At 59.1% G+C, this 16,299-nt stretch carries 16 protein-coding genes; 9 read left to right on the forward strand and 7 right to left on the reverse strand.

Annotation, left to right across the window (positions count from 1 at the left end):
• The first annotated feature begins 62 nt into the window (after window positions 1-62).
• Window positions 63-287 (forward strand): hypothetical protein, encoded by a 225-nt coding sequence (locus AC1RKG_RS10250; protein WP_020827426.1) that lies wholly within the window; start codon window positions 63-65, stop codon window positions 285-287.
• Window positions 284-550: a hypothetical protein gene (locus AC1RKG_RS10255; protein WP_116690288.1), complete on the forward strand. Its 267-nt coding sequence runs from the start codon at window positions 284-286 to the stop codon at window positions 548-550. Before AC1RKG_RS10250 ends, AC1RKG_RS10255 begins: the two co-directional genes overlap by 4 nt.
• Before the next feature lie 8 nt (window positions 551-558).
• Here AC1RKG_RS10255 and AC1RKG_RS10260 read toward each other — a convergent pair whose 3' ends face one another.
• From AC1RKG_RS10260 to AC1RKG_RS10270, 3 genes are read right to left on the reverse strand one after another with little or no spacing between them, the layout of a single operon-like run.
• Window positions 559-708 (reverse strand): DUF2474 domain-containing protein, encoded by a 150-nt coding sequence (locus tag AC1RKG_RS10260; protein ID WP_071844604.1) that lies wholly within the window; start codon window positions 706-708, stop codon window positions 559-561.
• Window positions 709-722: 14 nt separating this feature from the next.
• Window positions 723-1,730 carry a cytochrome d ubiquinol oxidase subunit II gene (cydB, locus tag AC1RKG_RS10265; protein WP_020827423.1) on the reverse strand — a complete coding sequence of 336 codons (1,008 nt, stop codon included), beginning with the start codon at window positions 1,728-1,730 and terminating at the stop codon, window positions 723-725.
• Window positions 1,731-1,732: 2 nt separating this feature from the next.
• Window positions 1,733-3,133, reverse strand: a complete 1,401-nt coding sequence (locus AC1RKG_RS10270; RefSeq protein WP_020827422.1) for a cytochrome ubiquinol oxidase subunit I — start codon at window positions 3,131-3,133, stop codon at window positions 1,733-1,735.
• 144 nt (window positions 3,134-3,277) lie between these two features.
• Between AC1RKG_RS10270 and AC1RKG_RS10275 the strand changes: the two genes are divergently transcribed.
• The 6 genes from AC1RKG_RS10275 to AC1RKG_RS10300 all read left to right on the forward strand — a co-directional run bounded on the left by AC1RKG_RS10275 (window position 3,278) and on the right by AC1RKG_RS10300 (window position 10,437).
• Window positions 3,278-4,696, forward strand: coding sequence for an aminotransferase-like domain-containing protein (locus tag AC1RKG_RS10275; RefSeq protein WP_046373304.1), 1,419 nt, complete (start codon window positions 3,278-3,280; stop codon window positions 4,694-4,696).
• 153 nt (window positions 4,697-4,849) lie between these two features.
• Window positions 4,850-6,538, forward strand: coding sequence for an ABC transporter substrate-binding protein (locus AC1RKG_RS10280; protein WP_493182937.1), 1,689 nt, complete (start codon window positions 4,850-4,852; stop codon window positions 6,536-6,538).
• 48 nt (window positions 6,539-6,586) lie between these two features.
• Window positions 6,587-7,543, forward strand: a complete 957-nt coding sequence (locus AC1RKG_RS10285; RefSeq protein ID WP_020827419.1) for an ABC transporter permease — start codon at window positions 6,587-6,589, stop codon at window positions 7,541-7,543.
• Window positions 7,544-7,545: 2 nt separating this feature from the next.
• The gene (gene opp4C / locus AC1RKG_RS10290; RefSeq protein ID WP_122079649.1) at window positions 7,546-8,496 is read left to right on the forward strand and encodes an oligopeptide ABC transporter permease; all 951 of its coding nucleotides are present in this window, start codon (window positions 7,546-7,548) and stop codon (window positions 8,494-8,496) included.
• On the forward strand, window positions 8,493-9,479 hold the full coding sequence (locus AC1RKG_RS10295) for an ABC transporter ATP-binding protein (protein WP_020827417.1): 987 nt from the start codon (window positions 8,493-8,495) through the stop codon (window positions 9,477-9,479). Before opp4C ends, AC1RKG_RS10295 begins: the two co-directional genes overlap by 4 nt.
• Window positions 9,469-10,437 (forward strand): ABC transporter ATP-binding protein, encoded by a 969-nt coding sequence (locus tag AC1RKG_RS10300; RefSeq protein ID WP_048760175.1) that lies wholly within the window; start codon window positions 9,469-9,471, stop codon window positions 10,435-10,437. The genes AC1RKG_RS10295 and AC1RKG_RS10300 overlap by 11 nt, the downstream gene beginning before the upstream one ends.
• A gap of 2 nt (window positions 10,438-10,439) precedes the next feature.
• On the opposite strand, the gene AC1RKG_RS10305 is transcribed toward AC1RKG_RS10300, so the two are convergent.
• Window positions 10,440-11,414 (reverse strand): alpha/beta hydrolase, encoded by a 975-nt coding sequence (locus AC1RKG_RS10305; protein WP_115058627.1) that lies wholly within the window; start codon window positions 11,412-11,414, stop codon window positions 10,440-10,442.
• Window positions 11,415-11,673: 259 nt separating this feature from the next.
• Between AC1RKG_RS10305 and AC1RKG_RS10310 the strand changes: the two genes are divergently transcribed.
• Window positions 11,674-12,600, forward strand: a complete 927-nt coding sequence (locus AC1RKG_RS10310; protein WP_493182940.1) for a glycosylasparaginase — start codon at window positions 11,674-11,676, stop codon at window positions 12,598-12,600.
• Between the two features lie 97 nt (window positions 12,601-12,697).
• On the opposite strand, the gene AC1RKG_RS10315 is transcribed toward AC1RKG_RS10310, so the two are convergent.
• The 3 genes from AC1RKG_RS10315 to AC1RKG_RS10325 all read right to left on the reverse strand — a co-directional run bounded on the left by AC1RKG_RS10315 (window position 12,698) and on the right by AC1RKG_RS10325 (window position 16,297).
• Complete coding sequence (locus AC1RKG_RS10315; protein WP_262255550.1) at window positions 12,698-13,690, reverse strand: LacI family DNA-binding transcriptional regulator; 993 nt, start codon at window positions 13,688-13,690, stop codon at window positions 12,698-12,700.
• Window positions 13,691-13,751: 61 nt separating this feature from the next.
• Window positions 13,752-14,885 (reverse strand): ABC transporter ATP-binding protein, encoded by a 1,134-nt coding sequence (locus AC1RKG_RS10320; protein ID WP_041415470.1) that lies wholly within the window; start codon window positions 14,883-14,885, stop codon window positions 13,752-13,754.
• On the reverse strand, window positions 14,885-16,297 hold the full coding sequence (locus tag AC1RKG_RS10325; RefSeq protein WP_493182943.1) for a leucyl aminopeptidase family protein: 1,413 nt from the start codon (window positions 16,295-16,297) through the stop codon (window positions 14,885-14,887). Before AC1RKG_RS10325 ends, AC1RKG_RS10320 begins: the two co-directional genes overlap by 1 nt.
• Window positions 16,298-16,299: the final 2 nt, after the last annotated feature.

Raw genomic sequence — 16,299 nt, forward strand, 5'->3', positions numbered from 1 at the left:
GAACAGGCCGTGCGGCTCACGTAAACTCTATCTCACTGACAGTAAGCCACAGGAGGTGGAGTATGCGCAGTTTGCCGATCCGTTTATCCAATAAGATTGATGACGATCTGAATGATATAGCCCGGCGCCATGGGATGGAGAAAACCGAGGTGATCAAGATGGCCTTTGCGTTGATAGCCATAGCCGATAAGCACTGGATGAAACAGAACGGAACGTCCCTTGGCATCGTGCGGGAGAATGGCAAAGAGCTGGAGGCCGTGGGGCGAGTCGTGGGGATCTTCCCATGAGCACCGAAAACGCAAACCTGCACGATGAGGCCGCAAAGGGGTACCTGAAGGAGATATTGGTCTTCGATGAAATGGAACGTTTGCGCTTGGCGCGTCAGGTGCTGTGCGGGATCTTCGTGATAAGCGTGGGCGTTTTTACCGCCCACGCTTATTGGGATCAAAGCGAGCCTATCAGGCAAGTGTTCGAGCTGTTGAAAATTGGTGCGCTACCCTTGGTAACGCTGGTTATTTCCTTCTACTTCCCCAATACTTCGGCCAGATAGCGCTCAACTTATTCCGATTTCATGCCCGCGGCGGTCATCAGCAGGCGGAACATCGAGGCGACCAGGAACAGCCCCAGTACGCTGGCGCTCCAGATAATCACCAGCCAGCCAACGCGCTTCCACCAGGGGGCCGGAGCGGATGCGGTTTTATTTTGCATAATGTCTTCCCTCATCAGTGGTAACCCTGTTCATGGCTGACCTTGCCGCGGAACACGTAGTAGCTCCAGAAGGTGTAGACCAAGATAATCGGGATGATAAACAGCGCGCCGACCAGCATAAAGCCCAGGCTTTGCGGTGGGGCAGCGGCGTCCCACAGGGTGATGGACGGTGGGATCAACAGCGGCCAGATGCTGATGCCCAAGCCGCTCAGGCCGAGGAACACCAGCAGCAGGGTCAGCAAGAACGGCGAATAGTGCGCCGCGTTTTTCACGCCGCGCTGGATACCCCAGGCGCTGAGCAACACCAATACCGGCACCGGCAGCAGCCAGAACAGGTTTGGCAGCGTAAACCAGCGGCTGGCGATCTCGGGATGGGCAATCGGCGTCCAGATACTGACCACCGCCAATACCAGCAGCAGAGTGATCAGCAGCGGCGTTGCCAACCGATACATGCGTGCCTGCAGATCCCCGGCGGTTTTCATCACCAGCCAGGTACAGCCCAGCAGTGCATAGGTCACCACCAGCCCCAACCCGCAAAACAGCGCGAACGGCGTCAGCCAGTCTAGAGCACCACCGGCATAGCTACGGCCGTTGACCGGGAAGCCGTTGATGATGGCGCCCACCACCACCCCCTGACTGAAGGTGGCGAAGAGAGAGCCCCAGATAAACGCCTTATCCCAGATATGCCGCTTTTCTTCCTTGGCCTTGAAGCGGAATTCAAAGGCCACGCCGCGGAAGATCAACCCGAACAGCATCAGGGTGAGCGGGATGGCCAGCGCATCGAGGATCACCGCGTAGGCCAACGGGAAGGCGCCAAACAGTGCCGCACCGCCCAGTACCAGCCAGGTTTCGTTGCCGTCCCATACCGGTGCGACGGTGTTCATCATCACATCGCGGTCACCGCTGTCCTTGACCCAGGGGAACAGGATGCCGATACCCAAATCAAAGCCGTCCATTACCACGTACATCATGGTGCTGAACACGATGATCACAAACCAAATCAACGGAAGATCAATGCCCATGCTCAGCTCCTGTCATCCAGAGTTTCTTTTACCGCAGACAGCGGGCGAGCCGGTCTGCCGTCCGTGTCGTCTTCATGGCTTTCATGCTGCTGCGGTCCTTTACGGATCAGACGCATCATGTAGGAGTAGCCCACGCCGAACACCGAACAGTAAACGATGATAAACGCCAGCAGGCTGATGCTCATGTGCAAATCACCGTGCGCGGAGACCGCATCTTTGGTACGCAGCAGGCCATAGACCACCCACGGCTGTCGGCCGATTTCGGTGGTGAACCAACCCGCCAGCAGCGCCAGCAGCCCCGATGGCCCCATCCACAGGATGAAGTACAGGAAGGGGCGCGACTGGTACAGCCCGCCGCGCCAGCGCAGCCACAGGCTCCACACCCCCGCGAGGATCATCAGCATGCCGAGCGCCACCATGATGCGGAACGACCAGAACACCACGGTGGAGTTGGGGCGATCTTCCGGCGGGAAGGATTTCAGCGCCGGGACCTGTTCGGTCAGGCTGTGAGTCAGGATCAGGCTGCCAAGATAGGGCACTTCCAGCTTGAAGCGAGTCTCTTCACGCTCCATGTCCGGCCAACCGAACAGGATCAGCGGCGTTGCCTCTCCCGGCGGGTTTTCCCAGTGGCCTTCAATGGCGGCAATCTTCGCCGGTTGGTACTTCAGCGTATTCAGGCCGTGCGCATCACCAATCAGGGCTTGTACCGGCGCGACGATCAGCGCCATCCACATCGCCATCGACAGCATTTTGCGCATTGCCGGCGTATCACGCCCGCGCAGCAGGTGCCAGGCGGCGGAAGCGCCCACGAAGAAGGCCGAAGACAGGAAGGCGGCGGTCGACATGTGCAACAGACGGTAGGGGAATGACGGGTTGAATATCACTTTCAGCCAGTCGACCGGTACCACCTGGCCGTTGATGATTTCGTGGCCCTGCGGCGTTTGCATCCAGCTGTTGGAAGCCAGGATCCAGAAGGTGGAAATCAGGGTGCCCAGCGCCACCATGCAGGTCGCGAAGAAGTGCAACCCTGGCCCGACGCGGTTCCAACCGAACAGCATCACCCCAAGGAAACCGGCTTCGAGGAAGAAGGCGGTCAGCACTTCATAGGTCAGCAACGGGCCGGTAATACTGCCGGCAAACTCAGAGAAGAAGCTCCAGTTGGTACCGAACTGATAGGCCATTACGAGCCCGGAAACCACGCCCATGCCGAAGTTGACGGCGAAAATTTTTGACCAGAAATGGTACAAATCGCGATAGGCTTCATTGCGCGTTTTCAGCCATAACCCTTCCAGCACCGCCAGATAACTGGCCAAACCTATGGTGATTGCGGGAAAAATAATATGGAAAGAAACGGTGAAGGCGAACTGTATTCTGGCAAGTTCCAGTGCATCAAGACCCAGCATGGCGCCTCCTTGGGTTGGACATAAAATAACCTCTTCAGTATAGCTGTAATTTTTTTGTGGAAAGCTTGGCGTCAAGTTAAGCACGGAGTACAGTGACTATAATAGTGACAGTTATTTCACTTTTTCATATAACAGTTAAGGCCTATGACCAGATACGAGCAGCTTGCACAACAAATTCGTGAACAGATCCAGAACCGGGTATGGCGGGCGGGGGATAAGCTGCCTTCGCTGCGGGAAAGCGGTAAACGCGCAGGCCTGAGTCTGATGACGGTGGTGCAGTCGTATCAACTGCTGGAGAGCCAGGGCTGGATCGTTGCGCGCCCGCAGTCCGGTTATTACGTGGCGGCGCGTCCGCAGCCGCTGCCACAGCCGGCGCGCGGGGAGAAACTGCTGCTGAGCGAGCAGGTAGACATCAACACCTTTGTTTTCGACGTGCTGCAGGCGTGCAAAGACCCAGGCATTGTCCCGTTCGGTTCGGCCTTTCCGGATGCCACGCTGTTTGCTCAGCCGAAGCTGGCGCGGGCGCTGAGCAGCGTAGCGCGCAAATTTACCCCGCACAGTTCACTGGCTAACCTGCCGCCCGGCAACGACGCGCTGCGCCGCAACATTGCCCAGCGTTATGCTTTAAGCGGCATGCAGGTGGCCCCGGATGAAATCGTGATTACCGCCGGAGCCATGGAGTCGCTGAGCCTTAGCCTGCAGGCGGTGACGCAGCCGGGGGATTACGTGGCGATCGAGTCCCCGGCCTTTTACGGGGCGTTGCAGGCACTGGAGCGGCTGCGGTTAAAGGCGGTGGCGATCGCGACCCATCCGCAGGACGGCATCGATCTGGATGCGTTGGAACATGCCTTGGAACAGTACCCGATCAAGGCCTGCTGGCTGATGACCTACTTCCAGAATCCATTGGGCGCCTCGATGCCGGCAGAGAATAAACAGCGGCTGGTGGGCATGCTGCGCGAGCGGCAGATATCGCTGATTGAGGACGATGTTTACGGCGAACTGTACTTCAGCGCTGAGCGCCCGCAGCCGGCCAAGGCATTAGACCAGGGCGGACAGATTTTGCACTGCTCGTCGTTTTCCAAATGTCTTGCGCCGGGCTTTCGCGTGGGCTGGGTGGCAGCGGGGCGCTATGCACAGCAGATCCAGCGTTTGCAACTGATGAGCACGGTATCCACCAGTGTGCCCACCCAGCTGGCGATCGCCGATTATCTGTTGCATGGTGGCTACGATACCCATCTGCGGCGCTTGCGTCGGCTGCTGGCTCAGCGTCAGAGCATGATGCGTCAGGCGATTGCTCACCACTTCCCTCCGACCGTAAAGGTCAGCCAGCCAGATGGCGGTTACTTTTTGTGGGTAGAGCTGGATCCGGCGTTGTCGTCGATGGAGCTGTATCAGCGCGCGCTGGCGCTGGGGGTGAGTATCGCGCCGGGCAGGATGTTCACCACCGGCAACCATTTCAACCACTGCTTCCGACTGAACGCCTCTTTCGACTGGAGCGACAAGCATGAAGCGGCTATCCAGACCTTAGCCAAACTTATCCGGCAGCTCGAGCCGGCAGGCTGAACTCCCCCCAACGGCCGGCTATCGCAATAGAAAAATTCATATTGCGATTTCCGGCAATAGAATGCCGGTTTCGTTGTTAGACAGCCTCCCGGCCGCCGATTACTCTGCGATAAATTTTGTCACATTTATCAACGGGTAAACGAGGGGCAGTGGGTGAGAAAAATAAAAAACAAGGCAATCAAACCTTTACAAAAGCGACTGGTTACGCTGGCGATCGTCTGTGCCGTGGGGCTGGCATTTAGCGTGCAGGCGGAAACCTTGGCGGAAGGTATTACCCCGGCCAGCGATGCCAGCCTGGTGCCGGCGGCGGCCAAGTTGCGTAAAGACACCGTGGTGGCCGGTATTCTTGAACCTCAGGGTAACTTCAATCCTTATCTGTTCAGCAATGGCTGGGATGAGAACGTCACCGACGTGATCTTTACCCGGCTGATTGGTCTGGACAGCCAGGGCAAGCCGGTGGCGCGGCTGGCAGAGTCCTGGCAGGTCAGCCCGGACAACCGGGTCTACACCATTAAACTGCGGCCTAATCTGGTCAACAGCGACGGCTCGCCAATCAAGGCCGAAGATATTGCCTTTACCCTGACGCTGCTGCATGACCCGGCCTATGACGGAGAGACCGACATTACTCCGGCGCACATTCAGGGCGGGGCGGAGTACAAGAACGGAACTGCCCCCAGCATCAGCGGGCTAAAGGTGATCGACGATCGTACGCTTCAAATCACCACCACCCAGCCGGGGGCGACTACGCTGCAGCTGATCGGCGGGCCGGTGCTGTCGAAAGCCTATTACGGCAAGGAGTATCAGCGCGGTAAGCTGGAAAGCGTGCGTGCGCTGAACGGCAAGCCGTTAGGCAATGGCCCTTATATTTACGACAAATACGTGCCGGGTCAGGAGATCCGTTTTCACGCCAACCCGAACTTCTATCTCGGTAAGCCAGCGGTGGCGCGTTTTATTTACCGCGTGACCAACCCCTCTACCAACTTCCAGCTGTTCCAGACCGGTGAAACCGACTACGACGCCTTTACTTCCAAACCGGATGATATTGAACAGCTGAAGCTGCTCGGCTTCGCCAATATCAATTTGTACAGCTCGAGCGACTACAGCCGGGTGGATTTCAACTTTAAACGCCCGGCACTGCAGGATGCGCGTGTGCGTCAGGCGCTGATTTACGGGCTGGATCGGCAAAAGCTGATCACCGTGGTCTACCAGGGTTACGGTTCGGTCGCCAATCAGCCGATCTCACCCGTTTCCTGGGCTTATGATCCCAAGGGGATCACCCCCTATGCTTACGATGTCAACAAAGCCAAGCAACTGCTGGATCAGGCCGGGTGGAAACCGGGAGCGGACGGCATTCGCCAGAAGGACGGCAAAAAGCTGGAGCTGACGCTGTTGGTGACCAAAAAGCTGATTAACGACGCGCTGGTGCCGATTGCCAAAGATAACTATCGGCAGATTGGCGTGCTGTTGAAGCCGCAGGTGCTGGATTTCAATGCGCTGCTGGCGCAACGCAAGGCCGGTAATTACGATCTGGCGTCGCTCAGTACCAGCGGGCTGAATGATCCTCACGACGGGGTACGCGATTTCATCAGTCAGGTCAGTGAAACCGGCTATAGCAATCCGCAGGTGGACAAACTGATTGGCGAGGCTAACGCCACGTTGGACATCGAGCAGCGTAAGCCGCTGTATCACCATCTGTATCAGGTGCTGGCTGAAGATCCGCCGGTGATCCTGTTGGGGAACCGTAAAGTGCTCAGCGCCAGCAGTGCACGCGTCACCGGCTTTAAACCGGACGTATACAACGGCCTGACCGGCAGCCTGCCGGACGTCAAGATCGCTCAGTAACGGTAAGGCGCCGCTGCGCCGGTTTGGGCAGCGGTGACGGAAAACACCATGAGAAATTTTATCCTGCGCCGCTTGCTGCAAACCCTCCCGATGATGCTGCTGGCGTCGCTGCTGATTTTCTTTATTTTCGCACTGACCCCCGGCGACTTTATCGACGGCAACATCAACCTGACGCCGCAGCGCGCGGCTGAGCTGCGGGCGCTGTACGGGCTGGATCAGCCGTTGTTCAGCCGCTATCTGCACTGGCTAGGTCAACTGCTGCAGGGCGATCTCGGTTTCTCGCTGCAATACCAGATCCCGGTCAGTACCTTGTTGAACCAGTATATCTGGAACTCCTTCCTGCTGGCGTCGGTGGCGCTGGTGCTGTACTGGGGCATTGCGCTGGCGGTAGGTGTCGCCTCGGCGATGAAACCCTATTCGCTGTTCGATCATCTGGTGACCGTGGCGGTGTTCGGTGCCATGTCGTTTCCCACCTTTTTCCTGTGTCTGTTGCTGATCAAATGGTTCGCCGTCGATCTGCACTGGCTGCCTGCGGGTGGCATGCTGCGCACCGGTAGCGAAGCCAGCGGATTGGCGTGGGCACTGGACGTGGCTGCGCACCTGTTGCTGCCGGTGCTGGCGTTGGTGATGCTGCAGGCCGGCACCCTGACGCGCTATTTCCGCGCCAGCATGCTGGACGTGATCCGCATGGATTATATTCGTACCGCTCGCGCCAAGGGGCTGAAGGAAAAGACGGTGATCCTGCGGCATGCGCTGCGTAATGCGCTGTTGCCGATCATCACCTTGTTGGGTTTTGAGCTACCCGCGCTGTTTTCCGGTGCGCTGATCACGGAAAAAATCTTCAACTGGCCGGGTGCCGGGCACATCCATCTCGATTCGCTGGCGGCGCGCGACTACCCGGTATTGATGGGCTTTACGCTGTTTCTGGCGGTATTGACCATTTTAGGCAATCTGCTGGCGGACATTTTGTACGCCTATGCCGACCCGCGCATTCGTTTGAGGTAACTATGTTGGCATCCTTGTTTTTCGGGCGTCGTCGCCGTTGGCGGCAAGCGCAACTCCCGGCGCTGGCGCAGCTATCGCCACCGCCGACCGCCCAGGCCTGGCAGCGGCTGCGGCGTCACCGCCTGGCGATGATTTCACTGCTGCTGTTGGTGTTGATGGCGGTGCTGTGCCTGTTCGGCCCGATGCTGTCGCCCTGGCAGGACGATGCCGGCGATGCGTTGAATATCAATCAGGCACCCGGCGCACAACACTGGCTGGGCACCGATTTTCTCGGTCGCGATATTTATACCCGCCTGCTGCTGGCGGGGCGTATTTCGCTGACCATTGGCCTGGTGTCGATGCTGTTGTCGGTCACGCTCGGCTACCTGCTGGGGGCGCTGTCCGGCTATCTTGGCGGCGTGGTGGATAAGCTGATTATGCGCTTTGCCGATCTGTTGATGACCATTCCCAGCCTGCCGCTGCTGATCATCATGGGAGCGATGCTGTCGGAGCTGGACGTTTCGCCGGACTACCGTATTTACATGGTGATGATCATGCTCAGCCTGTTGGGCTGGCCGTCGCTGGCGCGGCTGGTGCGCGGGCAAATTTTGTCATTGCGCGAGCGTGACTTTATGCTGGCCACTGAGGTGCTGGGGTTATCCACCCGGCGGCGTATCTTCGGCCACCTGCTGCCCAATACCATTCCGATCCTGGTGGTGGTGGCCACCATGGGCGTCGCTAATGCCATTCTCAGTGAATCGGCCCTGAGCTATCTGGGGTTGGGCGTAGTGCCGCCAATGCCGTCGTGGGGCAATATGATGGACGCCGCCAACAGCCTGATCGATTTTCAACGCCGCCCCTGGCTGTGGATGCCGCCGGGGTTGGCGATTTTCATCACCGTGGTGGCGATTAATATTCTCGGTGACGGCCTGCGAGACGCGCTTGATCCAAAAATGAACGGGGTAAGACGATGAGCCAACCGCTGGTGGCCTTTAATCAACTGTCGGTAGCCTTCCAGGGCGAACAAGGGCGGGTGCGGGCGGTGCAACAGGTGAGTTTTGACCTTTACGCCGGACAAACGCTGGGGGTCGTCGGTGAGTCCGGCTGCGGTAAAAGCGTGACCGCGATGGCGCTGATGGGGCTGTTGCCGCAACCGCTGGCGCAAATCGACGGTGGTGAAATCCATTTCGACGGCCAGGACTTGCTGAAACTACGCCCGCAACAGATGGCCGATTTACGCGGTAACCGTTTGGCGATGATCTTTCAGGAGCCGATGAGCGCGCTGAACCCGGTGCTGACCATCGGCGAGCAGTTGGTTGAGCCGCTAATCCGCCATCGGGGGACTGCGCCAAAAGCGGCCTGGCGGGAGGCCACTGCGTTGATTACCGAGGTCGGACTGGCACGCGCCGAACAGCTGATGACCAGCTATCCGCACCAGCTTTCCGGTGGCATGCTGCAGCGCATCATGATCGCCATGGCCATCAGTTGCCGGCCGGCGTTGCTGATTGCCGACGAACCCACTACCGCATTGGATGTCACCGTGCAGGCGCAAATTCTGGCGCTGCTGCGCGAGCAGGCGCGTAAGCACAATATGGCGATGATGCTGATTACTCACGATCTCGGGGTGATTGCCCAGATGGCGGATCGGCTGGTGGTGATGTACGCCGGGCGTATTGTCGAGCAGGGGGCCACGCATGAAGTGCTGGCCAACCCGCAGCACCCTTACACTCAGGGATTGATGGCCTCGCGGCCGGTGGCGGGGCAGCGACGGCGGCGGTTGTATTCGATCCCCGGTCAGGTGCCCGATCTGGCCAGTTTGCCGGACTACTGCGCCTTTGCCGAACGTTGTGACAAAGCGAGCGCCCGCTGCCGCGACGGTATTCCGCCATTGTATGGCGATCGGCGGCGGCAATCCGCCTGTTTCCTGAATGCCGGGGGGCGTATTCATGTTGGCTGAACCCTTGGTGGAGGTAAAAGGGCTGAAGAAATATTTCCCGCTGCGTGAAGGGCTATTCGGTCAGACCACCGGGCAACTGCGGGCGGTGGATGATGTCAGCTTCAGCATTCGCCGGGGAACGGTTTTTGGCCTGGTGGGGGAGTCCGGCAGCGGTAAAACCACCGTAGGCCGAACCCTGCTGGGGCTGCATGAAAAGACCGCCGGTGAGGTACTGTTCAAAGGACAGGCGTTAGATGCGCTCAGCGCTCGCGAGCGGCGCGCGATGCGCCCGAAGATGCAACTGGTGTTTCAAGACCCGTATAGCTCTCTGAATCCGAGAATGCGGGTAGGCGATGCGATTGGCGAAGCGCTGCTGCAGCACGGTTTGGCGCAAAAGAGCGAGCTGCGAGATCGGGTGATAGACACGCTGGAAATCTGCGGGTTGTCGGCACAGCATTACGGGCGCTTCCCGCACGAATTTTCCGGCGGCCAGCGCCAGCGCATCGGCGTAGCCCGCGCGCTGATCCTGCAGCCGGAGTTTATCGTCGCCGACGAACCGATTTCGGCGCTGGACGTCTCTATTCAGGCGCAGATCATCAACCTGTTTTCCGATCTTCAGGAACAGCAGGGGGTGACTTTCCTGTTTATTTCGCACGATCTTGGGGTGGTGGAGCATCTGTGTCAGGACGTAGCGGTAATGTACCTCGGGCAGATTGTAGAAAGCGCCGATCGCGATGCGCTGTTTCGTCGGCCGCTGCACCCTTACACTCAGGCACTGTTGGCCGCGGTACCCAGTTTGGATCCGCACCGTCAGCCGCAGGCGATGGCCCGGGGGGAATTACCTGACCCTGCCCAACCGCCGCAGGGCTGTCGCTTTCATACTCGCTGTCCGCAGGCCACTGCGCAATGCCGGGAACAGGCCCCGGCATTGCGGCAGGTAGCGGCAGGACATCGGGTGGCCTGCCATTATGTCGGCTGAGCTTAGGCCAGATAATGTTTTAGCGCGCGCCCGGCCTGATGGATGGCCGAGTGCACCGCCGGGACTTCTGCGATCGCGTTGAGCAAGCCATAGTCGTGGATCAGCCCGTTATAACGGGTGGAGGTGACTTCGACTCCGGCGGCGTTGAGCAGGCGGGCGTAGGCTTCGCCTTCGTCGCGCAGCACGTCCAGCTCGGCGGTTTGCACCAGCGCCGGTGGCAGGCCTTTCAACTGTTCCAGCGTGGCGTTAAGCGGCGAGGCGTAGATCTCTTTGCGCTGGGCTTTATCGGTGGTGTAGTGGTCCCAGAACCATTTCATCATATTGCGGGTGAGGAAATAGCCTTCGCCGAACTGGTGGTAAGACTCGGTATCGAAATTGGCGTGGGTCACTGGCCATAGCAGGATCTGGCTGCGCAGGGCAGGCGTGCCTTTATCTTTCGCCATCAGGCTGACCACCGCCGCAATATTGCCGCCGGCGCTGTTGCCGACGACCGCCAGACGTGAACCGTCAACGTTGATTTTCTCGCCGTACTCGGCCACCCATTCGGTCGCCGCGTAGGCCTGATTGATGGCGACAGGGTAAGGCGCTTCCGGCGATCGGGTGTAGTTAACGAACACCGCCGCCGCGCCGGAGCTGTGGACCAGATCGCGCACCAGCCGTTCGTGGGTCGGGAAGTCCCCCAACACCCAGCCGCCGCCGTGGAAGAACATGAATACCGGCAGCTTCTCCTTTACTTTGGCCGGCCGCACGATGTGCAACAGGATATCCTGGCCATCGACGTGAATGGTTTTTTCGCTGATTTCGACTTCACGCAGAGGGACTTCGGTACCGCTTTGCAGGCCCTCCATCACCTTACGCGCTTCTTTCGGCTTCAACTGCTCCAGGGGTTTGGCGTCACTGGAGTTCAGTCCATCAAGAAAGGTACGGATATCGTGCTGTGCTGCAGGCTGGGTGAGATCAACAGTTTTCTTGGACATCTTGATTCCTCTGGCACAGGGGGATGAAATCTTCTGGTGAGATCACAGTGTAGTAGAACAATGTGCCTGTGGGCTTAGTGGTGTGTGCCCTGTCGGAAAAGGCGCGTTACGCCACGCTTTTCACCGCTTCGGTTTGACTTTTCAGGTGGGCAGCGATATTTTTTAATCACCATGGAACACGTGTTCCATGGGGGCGAATGACCGGTCATCACCGGTGCCTCTCTTTTAGCGCTGAACGCCGTGCGGGAAACATAACCCTATGATTGTGATTGCAAACTCTGAAGGACATCCGGGTATCGGTCTGTCTGCCGAACGGTTACGACAGGGGCAGAATGGCCTGCGTGCCATCGTTGAGGGTATCAAGCTGGTGGAGCTGGATCCGAGCGTACGTACGGTGGGTTTCGGCGGCTGGCCCAACGTGCTGGGTGAGATGGAGCTGGATGCTTCGGTGATGGACGGCGACAGCTTGCGCACCGGTGCGGTGGGAGCGTTACAAGGCTATCTGCATCCGGTGGAAGTCGCTTATCGGGTAATGGAAGATCTTAACCATGAAATCCTGGTGGGCGCCGGAGCGGCACGTTTCGCCGCTGAGATCGGCGCATTGGCGGGTGACAACCTGATTGCCGACTCCAAGCGTGTCTGGTGGGAAAAACTGGAGCAGGCGATGGACGCCGAACAGCTTCGCAACTGGCCGAATATCCCACTGGCAGGGTTGTCGAATAATGCCACCGATCCAGAACGGGTGCGCGACACCACGGTATTTTTAGCCATGGATGGTGGGCGCACGCTCAGCGCGGCGACGTCAACGTCAGGCTGGGCGTGGAAATACCCGGGGCGGCTGGGGGACAGCCCGATCATCGGCAGCGGCTCCTATGCCGACAGCCGCTATGGCGCCTGTGCCTGTACTCACACCGGAGAAATGACCATTCGCTGCGGCACCAGCCGCGCAGTGGTGCTGTATATGAAGATGGGCATGACGCTGGAACAGGCGGTGTACGAGGCCATCGAGGATTTGAATTACCTGAAAGATGGCTATACCGAAGGGGTAACGATTCACGCCATCGATAAGGACGGAAACCATAAGGTCGTCAGCCTTAACTGCCCGGGCCCAATTCAGTATTGGCTGTGGCAAAGCGGTATGGCAGCGCCGCAATTGTGCGATGCGGAGATTATAACCACCCGGTGACCCGCTGCTCTGTGGTTTATGGAAGGGGCGCGGCATGCTACGCCCAATAGCATCATCAATGCGTTAAATTGGGCCGAACAGGCTCACCCCTAACGGTTTAGCAGGACGCGCGAACCACCAACTCGGTGGGAATGGTTACCTGCTGCGGCGCAGCCTGGGGGCTGCCGCTGCGCAGTTCGACCAGCCGAACGATGGCGGCGATCATTGCGTCCATATCGCGGCGTACCGACGTGAGTTGGTAACTCGGCCAGGCTGCCATCGGGATATCGTCGAAGCCGTAAACCGCGACGTCCTGAGGGATCTGCAGCGAAGTGTGCAAACGAATATAGTCCATCACCCCCATCGCCATGGAGTCTGCGGTGCAGAAAATGGCCTGCGGAGCCGGAAGCGCGTCCAGCAGCTGCGGCGCGAGGTTAAAGCCGCTCAGGTAGCTGTAGTCGCCGCTCAGCTGCGCGACAATCTCTAACTGCTGCTGTGCGGCATGAGCCAGAAAGGTTTGCTGGCGCAGCTGTTCGCCGTGGGCGCTGCTGCGGCCACCGAGCAGCGCCACGCGGCGTTGACCCTTTTGCGCCATCAGTGCCGCCAGCTGTTGCAGGCTGGGTGACTCATCGGCGTTGAGAGCGTCGCACAGGGTGTCGCCCGCCAAACCGTTGAGCATAATGGGCGTAGCGATGCGAAACAGATCTTTTGCTGCACGCGCGCTGATGTTGTCGGCGAACACCACGGCAGAATCGACATGGTAAGAGATGGTTTGCTTCAGGTAGTTGGCCGGATCGTCAATGCCTTCCAGGCGGATCATCACCGCCTGCCGGTTGCTCTTCTGCAGTTGTTCAACCAGACGATCGAAAAACTCCAGGTCAGACAAATCGTGAAAGTGGTTCACTACCACCGCGACAAAGCCGGTTTTGCCGCTGTGCAGGCTCTGGGCGATGGCGTCTGGCGCATAGCCTAACTGACTGGCGACGCGCATCACCAGATCGCGGTTTTTTTGCGAGACCCGGCCCTGATTGGAAAAGGCGCGAGACACCACGGTGCGTGAAACGCCGGCCACGCGGGCGACATCGTGAGAGGTGACTTTTTTCATCGGCATACGGCAGCTACTCAGCGGAAAACGGGGCGCTGCGGCAGAGGCACGCAGCGGCGATATGGTCTCACAGAATGCCGGCCGGCAACACTGTTTCCCCGCTTTGAGCTACCCGTTGACCGCTATGCGGATCAAAAAAGTGCAGGGCGGTGATATCCAGCGTAATGGCCAGCGGCTGGCCCTGGGCATACTGCAGTTGTGCGTGCTGTTTGACGATGTACTGCGCACCGTTGTCACCCTGTACGAACAGGTTGCTCTCAGCGCCCAGGTTTTCACTGTACACCAGCGTTCCACTCAAGTGGGGTTCTGCCCGTGGCGCGCTGATGCTGCACGCTTCCGGACGACAGCCCAGCGTCAGCCAGTCGCCTCCTCTTGCTGCCAGCGCCGGGAATTCGGCGGCGCTCAAGGGCAGCAGCAAACCAGAGTCGCCCTGCAATACGATCTGCTCGCCCTGCACCAGAACCTGCACGTCAAACAGGTTCATCTGCGGCGAACCGATAAACTCGGCGACAAAGCGATTAACCGGGCGATGATAAAGATCCAGCGGCGTACCGATCTGCTGCACTTTCCCCTGATTCATGATGACCACTTTGTCCGCCATGGTCATGGCTTCCACCTGATCGTGGGTGACGTAAATGATGGTCGCGCCGATCGCCTTATGCAGTGCAGACAACTCCTGACGCATGCGGTTGCGCAGTTTGGCGTCGAGGTTGGAGAGCGGTTCGTCAAACAGAAACACCTTGGGCCGCCGCACTATCGCCCGGCCCAACGCCACGCGCTGACGCTGACCACCGGAAAGCTGGCCGGGTTTGACCTTCAGGAATTCCGTCAGGTGCAGCATTTCGGCCACGGCGGCAATCTGCGTGGCAATCTCCGCTTTGGCCATTCCTTTGATTTTCAAAGACAGCGCCATGTTTTCATAGACGGTCATATGCGGGTACAGCGCATAGCTCTGGAAAACCATGGCGATATCACGGTATTTGGGCAGCACCTCGTTCATGCGTTCGCCGTCGATCAACAGTTCGCCGGAGGAGAGGGTTTCCAGCCCGGCTATCATCCGCAGCGTGGTGGACTTGCCGCAGCCGGACGGGCCGAGCAGCACCACAAACTCACCTTTCTCTACCTGCAGATTCACGTCGCTGGCGGCCTGGTAACCGTTGTCATAGCGTTTGTTGATATCAACCAGTTCTACGTAAGCCATCATTCGCACTCCGTCTGGGCAAGCACGGCGCTCAATCGCGCCAGCAGCAGCACGCCGAATGAGGACGCGCCGTTGGCGTACAGCTTGCGGTGCGGCATATCGGTAGACATGGCGGCAATATCCAGGTGCGCCCAGCGCTGGCCCGGCTGCACGAACTCGCCGATAAAGGTCGCCGCCACGCACGGGCTACCGTGCGGATCTTCACCGCCGTGACGGTAATCGGCAAATTCAGACTTCAATACCCCGCGATACCAGCCGCCGTGCGGCATCGGCCACACCGGCTCGGCGCTGGCCTTGCCCGCCTGAGTGACCTGTGCCAGAAAGTCGTCGTCGTTACCCATCATGGCCGCATACTCCTTGCCCAGCGCCACGCCTGCGCCGCCGGTCAGGGTGGCGATATCGAGTAAAAAGTCGGGCTGGAAGCGCTGCTGGGCATAGCTGATGACGTCCGCCAGCACCATGCGGCCTTCGGCGTCGGTTGAAATGATTTCCACCGACTTGCCGTTGTGCATGGTTACCACGTCGCCGGGGCGCTGTGCGCGGGAGGAGGGCATGTTTTCTACCAGACCGCACAGGCCAATCACGCGGATCGGCAGTTGCAGCGCGTCGATGATACGCAGGGCGCCCACCACCGCAGCCGCACCGCCCATGTCGAACTTCATGGTGCTCATGCGTGCCGCACCTTTGATGCTGATGCCACCGCTGTCGAAGGTGACACCTTTACCCACCAGCGCCAGAGTATGGCGTGCGTTGGCGGGATGGTGATCGAGGATCAGTAATTGCGATGCGCGGGCGCTGCCTTGACCAACGCCCAGCAGGCCACCGAAGCCAAGCTGTGCCATCTGCTCTTCATCCAGCACCTCCTGGCGCACATGAGTAAAGGGCAATTGCGCGACGGCCGCCACGAAGCTTTGCGGATAGAGAATATTGGCCGGCTTATTCATCAGCTCACGTCCGATGATCACGCCCTCGGCATGCAGATTGGCCCAGTCGCACAGCGCCTGCGTTGTCGCATCATGGCTGGCTAACGGCTGGGTCGGGTCGGTCAGCGTAGCGCTGGCATGATGTTGATAGCGATAAGCGCCCAGACGCAGGCCGAACAGCAGCCAGCGCCAGGTTTCTGTACTGGCCGATGAGCCTTCATCCAGTGTCAGACGCAGGTGCTGCAGCCCGAAGTGTTTTTGCCCGGCGGCGATACCGGCACCGGCATCCTGTAGGGCTGCGGGAGTCAGGGAAGGGCCGATATTGAGCGCAAAACGGCCGTCACCCAGCGGATAAAGCACGCCGACGGCGGCCTGTTGCAGGCCGGCATTTTGCAGCGTTACCGGCAGCGAACCTTCCGCAGCGGTAAACAGGGTGATTTGCTGGCGCGCCGCAGTGTCGTTTTCAATGTAAATATCAATGAATTGCATAA

Source organism: Serratia sp. GW822-FHT06D09 (assembly GCF_058799515.1).

What these genes read in the sequence shown, in the direction of transcription:
- AC1RKG_RS10250 (WP_020827426.1), top strand. Translation starts at nt 63, where the DNA reads ATGCGCAGTTTGCCGATCCGTTTATCCAATAAGATTGATGACGATCTG.
- AC1RKG_RS10255 (WP_116690288.1), top strand. Translation starts at nt 284, where the DNA reads ATGAGCACCGAAAACGCAAACCTGCACGATGAGGCCGCAAAGGGGTAC.
- AC1RKG_RS10260 (WP_071844604.1), bottom strand. Translation starts at nt 708, where the DNA reads ATGCAAAATAAAACCGCATCCGCTCCGGCCCCCTGGTGGAAGCGCGTT.
- cydB (WP_020827423.1), bottom strand. Translation starts at nt 1,730, where the DNA reads ATGGGCATTGATCTTCCGTTGATTTGGTTTGTGATCATCGTGTTCAGC.
- AC1RKG_RS10270 (WP_020827422.1), bottom strand. Translation starts at nt 3,133, where the DNA reads ATGCTGGGTCTTGATGCACTGGAACTTGCCAGAATACAGTTCGCCTTC.
- AC1RKG_RS10275 (WP_046373304.1), top strand. Translation starts at nt 3,278, where the DNA reads ATGACCAGATACGAGCAGCTTGCACAACAAATTCGTGAACAGATCCAG.
- AC1RKG_RS10285 (WP_020827419.1), top strand. Translation starts at nt 6,587, where the DNA reads ATGAGAAATTTTATCCTGCGCCGCTTGCTGCAAACCCTCCCGATGATG.
- opp4C (WP_122079649.1), top strand. Translation starts at nt 7,546, where the DNA reads ATGTTGGCATCCTTGTTTTTCGGGCGTCGTCGCCGTTGGCGGCAAGCG.
- AC1RKG_RS10295 (WP_020827417.1), top strand. Translation starts at nt 8,493, where the DNA reads ATGAGCCAACCGCTGGTGGCCTTTAATCAACTGTCGGTAGCCTTCCAG.
- AC1RKG_RS10300 (WP_048760175.1), top strand. Translation starts at nt 9,469, where the DNA reads ATGTTGGCTGAACCCTTGGTGGAGGTAAAAGGGCTGAAGAAATATTTC.
- AC1RKG_RS10305 (WP_115058627.1), bottom strand. Translation starts at nt 11,414, where the DNA reads ATGTCCAAGAAAACTGTTGATCTCACCCAGCCTGCAGCACAGCACGAT.
- AC1RKG_RS10310 (WP_493182940.1), top strand. Translation starts at nt 11,674, where the DNA reads ATGATTGTGATTGCAAACTCTGAAGGACATCCGGGTATCGGTCTGTCT.
- AC1RKG_RS10315 (WP_262255550.1), bottom strand. Translation starts at nt 13,690, where the DNA reads ATGCCGATGAAAAAAGTCACCTCTCACGATGTCGCCCGCGTGGCCGGC.
- AC1RKG_RS10320 (WP_041415470.1), bottom strand. Translation starts at nt 14,885, where the DNA reads ATGGCTTACGTAGAACTGGTTGATATCAACAAACGCTATGACAACGGT.
- AC1RKG_RS10325 (WP_493182943.1), bottom strand. Translation starts at nt 16,297, where the DNA reads ATGCAATTCATTGATATTTACATTGAAAACGACACTGCGGCGCGCCAG.